Origin of the sequence: Streptomyces sp. (genome assembly GCF_031181555.1) — a bacterium.
Lineage (GTDB): Bacteria > Actinomycetota > Actinomycetes > Streptomycetales > Streptomycetaceae > Streptomyces > Streptomyces fimbriatus.
On sequence record NZ_JAPSKQ010000002.1, the window covers coordinates 111,444 to 121,228 of the forward strand.

A 9,785-nucleotide genomic window follows, 5' to 3' on the forward strand; every position below is an offset into this window, starting at 1 on the left:
CCACGGCCCCGGCGGGCGGCGGCACGCCGGCCTCCGTCCCGCCGTCCGCCACGGCCGTCGAGAGCGGGCGGACGACATCGCCCCCCACACCTCCCGTCTCCTCCTCGCCGCCGTCTCCGCCGCCGTCGTCGGAGCCCTCGGGGGAGCCCTCCGTCCCGGCCGGTCACGAGTCGGCCGGCAGCGGTTAGCGACCACACCGCCGCCTCCGCCCGCGGGCCCCTCGGCCCCGGGCCGTCCACCCGACCACCGCCTCGGGCGACCTCGGCATGCCCCTTCGGGCCCCACCGTGCCGTCCGCCGGAAAGAGACCGTGCATCCCTCATGAGAACAGCCAGGCGGTCGACGCCGACCGGCCGCCGTACCCCCGCAGCGTCCGCGGACCCGGTGGCCCTGCCGCGCCGCGCACCGCTGCCCGCCCGCCACCCGGAGCCCGTCCTGGACGTGGTCGTCCCCGTACACAACGAGGAGACCGACCTGGAGCCGTGCGTGCGCCGGCTCCACGCGCACCTCGGCGAGACGTTCCCGTACCCGTTCCGGATCACCATCGCCGACAACGCCAGCACCGACCGCACCCCGCGGATCGCCGCGCGCCTGGCGCGCGAGCTGCCCGGGACGGACTGGATCCGGCTGGACGAGAAGGGGCGCGGCCGGGCCCTGCACACCGCCTGGTCGCAGTCCCGGGCCCCGGTGCTGGCCTATCTGGACGTGGACCTGTCCACCGACCTCGCGGCCCTGCTGCCCCTGGTCGCCCCGCTGATCTCCGGGCACTCGGACATCGCGATCGGCACCCGGCTGGCCCGTGGTTCCCGGGTCGTGCGCGGGCCGAAGCGGGAGATCATCTCGCGCTGCTACAACGGCCTGCTGCGCGGCACCCTCGCCGTGGGCTTCTCCGACGCGCAGTGCGGCTTCAAGGCGGTGCGCCGGGACGTCGCCGAGCGGTTGCTGCCCCTGGTCGAGGACCGGGAGTGGTTCTTCGACACGGAGATGCTGGTCATAGCCGAGCGGGCCGGCCTGCGCATCCACGAGGTGCCCGTGGACTGGGTGGACGATCCCGACAGCCGGGTCGACATCCTGGCGACGGCGCTGGCGGACCTGCGCGGCATGGCCCGGCTGGGTCGCGCCCTGGCCGGCGGCCGGCTGCCGCTGGCGGCGCTGCGCCGCCCCGGCGGGCTCGACGAGGATCCCGAGCTGCCGCCCGGCCTGGTCCGCCAGTTGCTCCGCTTCGCCGCCGTCGGCGTGGCCAGCACGCTGTTCTACCTGCTGCTCTACACCGCGCTCCGGCCCGCGGCGGGTGCCCAGGCCGCCAACGCGCTCGCCCTGCTGGTCAGCGCCGTCGCCAACACCGCCGCGAACCGGCGGCTCACCTTCGGGGTGCGGGGCCGCGGCGGAGTGCTCCGGCACCAGCTCAAGGGCCTGGCGGCCTTCCTGGTCGGCCTCGCCCTCACCAGCGGGTCACTGGCCGTCCTGCACCGCACCGCGCCCGGTGCCGGCCCCCGCGTGGAGCTGCTGACGCTGATCCTCGCCAACCTCACCGCGACCCTGCTGCGCTTCCTCCTCCTGCGGGCCTGGGTGTTCCCCGGCCACCGCTCCCGCCGTACGACAGGATCCTCCGCCTCATGACCACCGCCCGGACCAGTCAGGCCGCCCCGGCCCCGTCCTCCGAGCCCCGGCCCGACCTCTCCCCTCCCGCGGCCCCGGGCCCGCGTGAGCGGCTGCGCCGCGCCGCCGTGCACTACGGCCCCGTCCTCGCGACCTACGGCGTGCTGAAGCTCGTGGGCTTCGCCGTCTTCATGTACCTGCTGGACTCGGCCGGGGACTTCCGCGAGAAGCATCCGCGCTTCGGCGGCGGCGCCCACACCTGGGACGTGCTGGGCAGCTGGGACGGTTGGTGGTACCAGCAGATCGCCGTGCACGGCTACGACCCGGCGCTGGAGCCGATCCCCGGCGCCACCGGCCTGATCACGCTCAAGGGCAACTCGGCGGCCTTCTTCCCGCTCTACCCGGCGCTGATGCGGATGGTCTCGGAGGTCACCGGCCTCGGCCCGTACGGCGCCGGCATGACCGTCTCGGTCCTCTTCTCGTTCGTCGCGGCGCTCGGTATATACGCCGTCACCGCACGGCTGGGCGGCCGCCGGGCCGGGCTCGTCGCCGTCGGGCTGTGGGCGGTGTGGCCCGGTTCCGGCGCGGAGTGGGCGGTGTACTCGGAGTCCGTGTACACGGCGCTGGCCGCCTGGGCCTGCTACGCCGTGATGACCCGCCGCTGGCTCACCGCCGGGGTGCTGACCTTCACCGCCGGGCTCTCCCGGCCCACCGCCGTCACCCTGGTCGCCGCCCTCGCCGTCGCCGGGCTGCTCGCGGTGTGGCGCCGCGAGGAGGGCATACGCCGTCCGCTGATCGCGGTGGCGATCGCACCGCTGGGTGTGCTCGGCTACCTGGGCTGGGTCGGTTACCGCATGGGGGACTGGGGCGGATACAGCAAGCTCCAGGACGGCGCGTGGGCCCACAAGTTCGACTACGGCCGGCACACCCTCGACGTGCTCACCTCCGTCCCCGTGGGCCACAACGACTACCTCTTCGCGATGCCCTTCGAGGACATCATCGGGGTCGGGGTGGTGCTGACGGTGCCGGTGCTGACGGTGCTGCTGGCGCGCCTGCGCCCGCCCGCCGTACTGGTCGTCTACACGGTGCTGTCCTACCTGATGGTGATGACCACCCAGCAGATCTTCGGCAACGTCTCCCGCTACCTGCTCCCCCTCTTCCCGCTCTTCATCCCGCTCGCCCTGGCCATGCGCCGCCTGAAGTGGCCCTCGCTGGCCACGGTGCTGGGCACGGCGGCCCTGGCCTCCGGGTCGTACGCGGGGTACGTCCTGTTCGAACTCGGTGTGCCGTAGGCCGGGAGCCCGCGTCCGGACGGAGGGCATCCGGGGCGGTGCGGTGACCGGCGCCCACGTCCCGCCGGGTCACACGCGCGCCCTTCGTTCCCGTCGCAGCCTGCGGACCACGACCAGCACGTCGATCACCGCGATCAGGGCGAGTACGCCGCACATGACGGCGATCGCGGTCAGGACACCCCGGCCGGGGCTGTCGCCGGGCCCGGAGCTCGCGGCCCACAGGCCGAACAGCACGGCCGCCGCGCAGAAGAGGGGCAGGAAGACACCGGACAGCAGCAGGCGCAGACCGAGCGGGCTCTGCGCGTTCCACGGTTCCGTGCCCCTCCTGGGGAAGCGGCGGCCGAAGGCGCCGGAGCGAGAACGCGGCACCGGCTCCGCCTCCCGCCCGGGTTGCTCGTCACTCATGCCGTGGCCTCTCTCGAACGGTTTGCGGTCGTGCCGGCGACCGCCGACGGACCCGTGCCGCTACGCGGACTGCTTCACGACGCCCGCGTAGCCCGCGGCAGCGGGCATAAACCGGAGCCGAACCGCTCCGACCGGGGGTCAGGCCATGTCCGACCCCCGCAGCAGGAGTTGCGTCACGGCGATGCCGGCCACGACGATCGCCGCCCGGAACGGCCACCGGCTGCGGACGTCCGCCGGCACGGCCGTGCCGGCGACCGCCACGGCCCCGGCCGCCGCGGCCGGTACCCAGTCCAGGACCCCGGCCTCTCCGGGCGGCCCCGTGACGAGCACCCCGACGGCGGTCACCAGCACCAGGGGGGCCAGCCACCGGCAGGTGCCGCGGCCCAGCCGCTGCGGCAGTCCCCGGACGCCGGCCGCGAGGTCGTCCTCGATGTCCGGGAGCACGTTGACCACGTGTGCCCCCACCCCCAGGAGTGCCCCGGCCGCCACCGCCCACCAGGCGGGCCAGGACGGCGACGGCAGGCCGAGGGTGACGAAGGCCGGCAGCGAGCCGAAGCCCACGGCGTAGGGCAGCGGCGAGAGCACCGTGCGCTTGAGCACCAGGTTGTAGGTCCAGCCCGCGGTCACCATGCCGCCCAGGTGCGCCACCGCCGCGGCGGGGCCGCTCAGCAGCGACAGCGGCACGCACAGCGCCAGCGCCGTCCAGGCCGCGGCAGCCGCCGCCCGGGGCGGGAGCTCCCCCGTGGCCACCGGTTTGTCGCGGCGCCCGCAGGCCGTGTCGCGCCGGGCGTCGACCGCGTCGTTGCACCAGCCCACCGAGAGCTGGCCGGCCAGCACGGCCGCGGCCACCGCCGCCGATCCCGCCGCCCCGCGGCCCGCCGCCAGGGCCAGCGCGGTGACGAACACCGTCACGGCGACCGCCGGCTCCGGGTGGCAGGCGCGCAGCAGCGCCGGGAAACGGTGTGCCGCGGGCGGGAGGGAATCGGTCGGGTGGAGAGACACAAAAGGAAGTTAGCGGGACACGCGATGCGAGGAAGGCATGACCGACATGCGTGTCCCTGTGATCGTCGACGACGCTCCCCGCCCGCCCACCGCGCCGTACCGGACGTCCCCGCCCGGTACGACGACCACGATCGCCGCGGTCCGCACCGCGCTGCCACCGCACCGGTACGCCCAGGACGACCTCGCCGAGGCGATCGGCGACCTGTGCCTGCCCCCGGGGACGGACCGCGCCGTGCTGCGCCGCCTGCACGCGTCGGCGGGCGTGCGCACGCGCCATCTCGCCCTGCCGATCGAGCGGTACGCCGACCTGGGCGACTTCGGCCGGAGCAACGACGCGTGGGTGGCCGCCGGACTCGAACTGGGCGGGGAGGCCCTGACCGGCGCGCTGCGGGAGGCCGGCCTCGAACCGGCCGACGTCGATCTGCTGGTGTGCACCTCCATCACCGGGATCGCCGCTCCGTCGCTCGACGCCCGGCTGGCCGGGCGGCTGGGACTGCGGCCCGACGTCAAACGGCTTCCCGTGTTCGGCCTGGGGTGCGTGGCGGGCGCCGCCGGACTCGCCCGGCTGCACGACTACCTGCGCGGACACCCCGACGACACCGCCGTGCTGCTCAGCGTCGAGCTGTGCTCACTGACGCTCCAGCAGCGCGACGACTCCCCCGCCAACCTCGTCGCCGGCGCCCTGTTCGGTGACGGCGCGGCAGCGCTCGTCGCGCGCGGCGGCGGCAGCGCCGGGCCGAAGGCGGCCGGGCCCTCGGTGGTCGCCACACGCAGCCGCCTGTATCCGGACACCGAACGGCTCCTGGGGTGGGAGATCGGCGCCGGCGGATTCCGCGTCGTGATCGACGCCGGCGTCCCGGACCTCGTGCGGGACCACTTCGGCCGGCACCTGCGCGCCTTCCTGGCCGAACACGGCCTCACCACCGACGACATCGGGAGCTGGGTGTGCCACCCGGGAGGCCCCAAGGTGCTCTCGGCCGTGGCCGACGCCCTCCGCCTGCCCGGCGACGCCCTGGACACCGCCCGGCACTCCCTGGCGACGGTGGGGAACATGTCCTCCGCCTCCGTCCTGCACATCCTGCAGAACACCTGGGAATCCCGCCGCCCCGAGCCCGGTACGTGGGGGCTGCTCCTGGCGATGGGTCCCGGATTCTGCTCCGAACTCGTCCTGCTGCGCTGGTGAGGGGTCCTCATGCCGTGGTACACGCTCCTCGTCCTCGCCGTCGGCGCCGAACGTGTCGCCGAGCTCGCCGTCGCCCGGCGCAACGCGGCCTGGACCCTGGCCCGCGCCGGGGTGGAGCACGGCCGGGGGCACTATCCGGTCATGGTCGCCCTGCACACGGGCCTGCTCGTCTGCTGCCTCGCCGAACCCCTGCTCGCCCACCGGCCGTTCCTGCCCGCTCTGGGATGGCCCATGCTGGCGTTCGTCGTCCTGGCCCAGGCACTGCGCTGGTGGTGCATCCGCACGCTCGGCCCGTACTGGAACACCCGGGTCATCGTCGTCCCCGGAGCACGTCTGGTCGGCACCGGACCGTACAGGTTCCTGCGCCACCCCAACTACGTCGCCGTCGTCGTGGAGATCGCCGCCCTGCCGCTGGTGCACTCCGCGTGGCTGACCGCGACGGTGTTCACCGTGGCCAACGCGCTGCTGCTCGCCGTCCGCATCCGCTGCGAGAACACCGCCCTGGCCGCGGCGGTGCCCGCGTGAGGGGCGGCCACGACCTGCTGATCGCCGGGGGCGGTCCCGCCGGTCTGGCGACCGCTCTGCACGCCGTGCGCGCCGGCCTCGACGTCGTCGTGGCGGAGCCGCGACGCGCCCCGGTCGACAAGGCGTGCGGCGAGGGCCTGATGCCCGGCGCCGTCCGCGCCCTGACGGCCCTCGGCCTGGAGGTCTCCGGCCGGCCCATCACCGGGATCCGCTACGTCCAGGGGCCCCGCCGGGTCCAGGCGGCGTTCCGGAACGGCCCCGGCCTCGGCGCGCGCCGCACCGGTCTGCACGGCGCCCTGCACCGAGCCGTCGTCGACGCGGGGGTCCCCGTGCTGCCCCTGCGGGTGGGAGAGGTGCGGCAGGACGCCACGGGCGTGACCGTACCCGGTGCGGGCCTGCGCGCCCGGTGGCTGGTCGCCGCGGACGGACTGCACTCGTCGGTGCGCCGTTCGCTCGGCCTGGAGGTGAAGAGCAGCGCGGTGCCCCGGTACGGGCTGCGCCGCCACTACGCGGTGCCTCCGTGGTCGTCCTGCGTCGAGGTGCACTGGGGGCCTCACGGCGAGGCGTACGTGACCCCGCTCGGCCCCGCCCTCGTCGGCGTCGCGCTGCTGACGGCCCGGCGCGCCCCGTTCGACGCCCAGCTGGCCGCCTTCCCCGAACTGGCGGCACGCCTCCCCCGCGAAGCCGCCGCCACCGCGGTACGCGGCGCGGGGCCCCTGCGCCGGCGCTCCCGCACCCGCTGCCACGGGCGCGTGCTGCTCGTCGGCGACGCCGCGGGATACATCGACGCGCTGACCGGCGAAGGCGTCTCCCTCGCCCTCGCCGGCGCCGAGGCCCTCGTCCGCAACGTGCGCCGCGGCACACCCGGTCGCTACGAGACCGACTGGAACCGTGCGACCCGCCACCACCGGCTCCTGACGGAGCTCCTGGTACGGACCCGGCAGCGTCCCGCGCTCGCCCCGCTCGTCACGCCCACGGCCGCACGCCTGCCCCGCCTCTTCGCGGCGGCGGTGAACGCGCTGGCGTGAGAAGGCGCCCCGGTGCCTTCCACGGTGTCCGACGCCTTCCACGGTCCCGGGCCGTCGGGGTGCGCCGCGGGGCGCACCGGCCCCGGCGGACAAGGCCGGTACCGCCGCCGACACCCCGGTCCGTTTTTTGCGTACCGTCTATATATGAGATGCATTACGTGGATCGCGAGCCTCGGCGTGCCGGGACCGCACCGCCTCCGTGCCCGGCGGGCCGACGGGTGTGGGGCGCGTGGGTGATGGACACCGGGACCGGGCGGGAGGACTTCGGGCGGCAACTGCTCGACCAGATCTTCGGCGGCCTCCTGCGGGAGGTGGGCGCCCACGTCGGCAGTGTCTACCTGCTCGACGAGGACCGGCAGGTGCTGGAGCTGGAGGTGATGTCGGGGGCTCCTCCCGAGGTCGCCGAGCTGTGGGGGCGGCTGCGGATCGGGGTGCCGCTTCCGGTGACCGACGCGGTCCGGCGGCGGACGCTGATGTGGGTCGGCTCGGAGGCCGACATGGCAAGCCGCTATCCGCGTGCCGCCCTCGTGCTGCCCTACCCGCTGGCGCTGGCGGCCGCGCCGATCAGCACGTCCACGGCCGTCTGGGGCGCGGTGCTTCTGCTGTGGCCGAGCTCGCGGCCCGATGTGCTGAGCTCGCACGAGCGGGAGCGCGTCGGTGCGGCCTGCGACCGGCTCGCCCGGCTGCTGGAGCTGATGGACGGGGCGGGGCAGCGGATGCGGCCCGGTTCCCGGCCCCGCAGCCTGCCTCAGCCTCCCGCCGTTCCGGGAGAACATGTCGCGGATGCCGGCGCCGCCCTGTTGCTCGACCGGCTCCCCGGCGGAAGCTGCGCCCTCGACCGGCAGGGCCGGCTCACCTACGTCAACTCCCGGGCCGTCGACCTCCTGGGCGTGCCGGCGGACGGGCTGCTGGGGGCCCGGCTGTGGGAGGTGCTGCCCTGGCTGCAGGACGACCCCGTCTCCGAGGACCGCTACCGGGCGGCGCTGATCAGCCAGGAGACCACCTCCTTCACCGTCCTGCGACCGCCCGGCCGGCAGCTCGCCTTCGAGCTCCACCCGGACGCCACCGGTATCAGCGTCCGCATCACCCACCTCACCCGAACCGCCGATGCCGTCCCGCAGCCGGCGCGTGCGGCCGGTCCGTCCCGGGCCGGCACCCTCTATCACCTGATGCACCTGGCCGGGGCACTGACCGAGGCCGTCAGCGTGCGGGACGTGGTGGACCTGGTCGCCGACCACATCCTCCCCGCCTACGACGCCCAGGCACTGGCCCTGCTCGTGGCCGAGAACGGAAGACTGCGGATCGTCGGCACACACGGCTACAGCCTCGCCGACCGCGAGCGGTTCGACAACACGCCGCTGACCGCGCCCACCCCCGCCACCCGGGCCCTCACCAACGGCACCCCCTCCTTCTTCGCCTCGCGCCGCCAACTGGCGGACAGCTTCCCCGAGATCGCCGGCCCGGCGACGAACGAGGCCTGGGCCTTCCTCCCCCTGATCGCGTCCGGCCGCCCGGTGGGCTGCTGGCTGACCTCCTACGCCCAGCCGCACTCCTTCGGCGCGGAGGAACGCGCCGCGCTCACCTCCCTCAGCGGCCTGATCGCCCAGGCGCTGGACCGCGCCCGCACATACGACCGTCAGGACCAGGTCGCCCGGGGCCTGCAGGCCGCCCTCCTGCCCCACACCCTCCCCGCCGTCCCCGGTCTGGAAGTGGCCGCCCGCTACCTGCCCGCCACCCACGGCATGGACATCGGCGGCGACTTCTACGACCTCATCCGGCTGACCGATCGCGCGGCCGCCGCCGTCATCGGCGACGTCCAGGGCCACAACGTCACCGCGGCGGCCCTCATGGGCCAGGTCCGCACCGGCGTGCACGCCCACGCCACCGCCGGGGCGACCCCCGACCAGGTCCTGACCCACACCAACCGGCTCCTGGCCGACCTCGCCCCCGAGCTGTTCACCAGCTGCCTCTACGCCCACCTCGATCTGGCCCGGCACCGCGTCCGCCTGGCCACCGCCGGCCACCTCCCGCCCCTGCTGCGCCATCCCGACGGCCACACCGACGTCCTGCGCCCCGAGCCCGGCCTGCTCCTGGGCATCGCCCCCCACGCCTCGTACCCGACCCTGGAGGTGCCCCTGCCACCGGGAGCGGTCCTCGCCCTCTACACCGACGGACTCGTCGAGGTCCCCGGCGCCGACCTCGACCGGATGCTGACCGACCTCGCCCGCCATCTCACCCGCACGCCCGCCAAGTCCCTGGACCACATCGCCGACGGCATGCTCCAGCACGCCCGGCACCACACCGGGGAACACACCGACGACATCGCCCTGCTCCTCATCCGTCCCACCGCGCGGGAAGCATCCGATCGGCGTTGACGACGCGGGGTGCGGCGGGCCTCGGGCCGGGCCCGCCCGGCGGGTCGTGCCGGACGGACCCTAGCGACCGGTGGAGTTCCCGCCCTCGCCGTCCGGTTCCCGCCGGTCGTGCTCCTCGGCCTCGACGCCCTCCAGGGGCTTGCCCGCCGTCGTGCCCTTCTCCGTCTGGTACCCCTCCTTGGCGCTCGCCGTACCCGGCACGGACCGCTCCTGCGCCTGGCTCTCCGCGCCCGAGTGCGCTCCCGGCTCGTCCTGGCTGCGCGCCCGGTCGTAGCGGTTCCCACGGTCGTCCTTGTGGCCGGTCATGTCCGCCCCTTCCCTCGGCGTCGGGTCTTCGCCGGGTTCCCGGCGGCGGACGCGGAAAACGGCCGCGTCAG

General features: G+C 75.1%; 9 protein-coding genes. 6 read left to right on the forward strand and 3 right to left on the reverse strand.

From position 1 onward, the window contains the following. Positions 1-320: 320 nt before the first annotated feature. Together RIM90_RS01125 and RIM90_RS01130 are read left to right on the forward strand one after the other, a co-directional pair. Positions 321-1,619 (forward strand): bifunctional glycosyltransferase family 2/GtrA family protein, encoded by a 1,299-nt coding sequence (locus RIM90_RS01125; protein ID WP_309058574.1) that lies wholly within the window; start codon positions 321-323, stop codon positions 1,617-1,619. Further along, a complete protein-coding gene (locus RIM90_RS01130; protein ID WP_309058575.1) occupies positions 1,616-2,890 on the forward strand; it encodes a hypothetical protein in 1,275 nt (424 codons plus the stop codon). Before RIM90_RS01125 ends, RIM90_RS01130 begins: the two co-directional genes overlap by 4 nt. 69 nt (positions 2,891-2,959) lie before the next feature. On the opposite strand, the gene RIM90_RS01135 is transcribed toward RIM90_RS01130, so the two are convergent. Then, entirely contained in the window at positions 2,960-3,295 is a 336-nt protein-coding gene (locus RIM90_RS01135) for a DUF6343 family protein (protein WP_309058576.1), read from the reverse strand. A gap of 138 nt (positions 3,296-3,433) precedes the next feature. After that, a complete protein-coding gene (locus RIM90_RS01140) occupies positions 3,434-4,297 on the reverse strand; it encodes a UbiA family prenyltransferase (protein WP_309058577.1) in 864 nt (287 codons plus the stop codon). A gap of 46 nt (positions 4,298-4,343) precedes the next feature. On the opposite strand from RIM90_RS01140, the gene RIM90_RS01145 reads away from it, so the two are divergent. The 4 genes from RIM90_RS01145 (at position 4,344) to RIM90_RS01160 (ending at position 9,408) form a co-directional block, all read left to right on the forward strand. Continuing rightward, positions 4,344-5,480 carry a 3-oxoacyl-[acyl-carrier-protein] synthase III C-terminal domain-containing protein gene (locus tag RIM90_RS01145; protein ID WP_309058595.1) on the forward strand — a complete coding sequence of 379 codons (1,137 nt, stop codon included), beginning with the start codon at positions 4,344-4,346 and terminating at the stop codon, positions 5,478-5,480. A gap of 9 nt (positions 5,481-5,489) precedes the next feature. Then, positions 5,490-6,005, forward strand: a complete 516-nt coding sequence (locus RIM90_RS01150) for an isoprenylcysteine carboxyl methyltransferase family protein (protein WP_309058578.1) — start codon at positions 5,490-5,492, stop codon at positions 6,003-6,005. After that, positions 6,002-7,033 (forward strand): NAD(P)/FAD-dependent oxidoreductase, encoded by a 1,032-nt coding sequence (locus tag RIM90_RS01155; protein WP_309058579.1) that lies wholly within the window; start codon positions 6,002-6,004, stop codon positions 7,031-7,033. The genes RIM90_RS01150 and RIM90_RS01155 overlap by 4 nt, the downstream gene beginning before the upstream one ends. 236 nt (positions 7,034-7,269) lie before the next feature. After that, on the forward strand, positions 7,270-9,408 hold the full coding sequence (locus RIM90_RS01160; RefSeq protein WP_309058580.1) for a SpoIIE family protein phosphatase: 2,139 nt from the start codon (positions 7,270-7,272) through the stop codon (positions 9,406-9,408). Positions 9,409-9,468: 60 nt separating this feature from the next. On the opposite strand, the gene RIM90_RS01165 is transcribed toward RIM90_RS01160, so the two are convergent. Then, the coding region (locus RIM90_RS01165) for a hypothetical protein (protein WP_309058581.1) at positions 9,469-9,785 on the reverse strand (317 nt) is incomplete at its 5' end.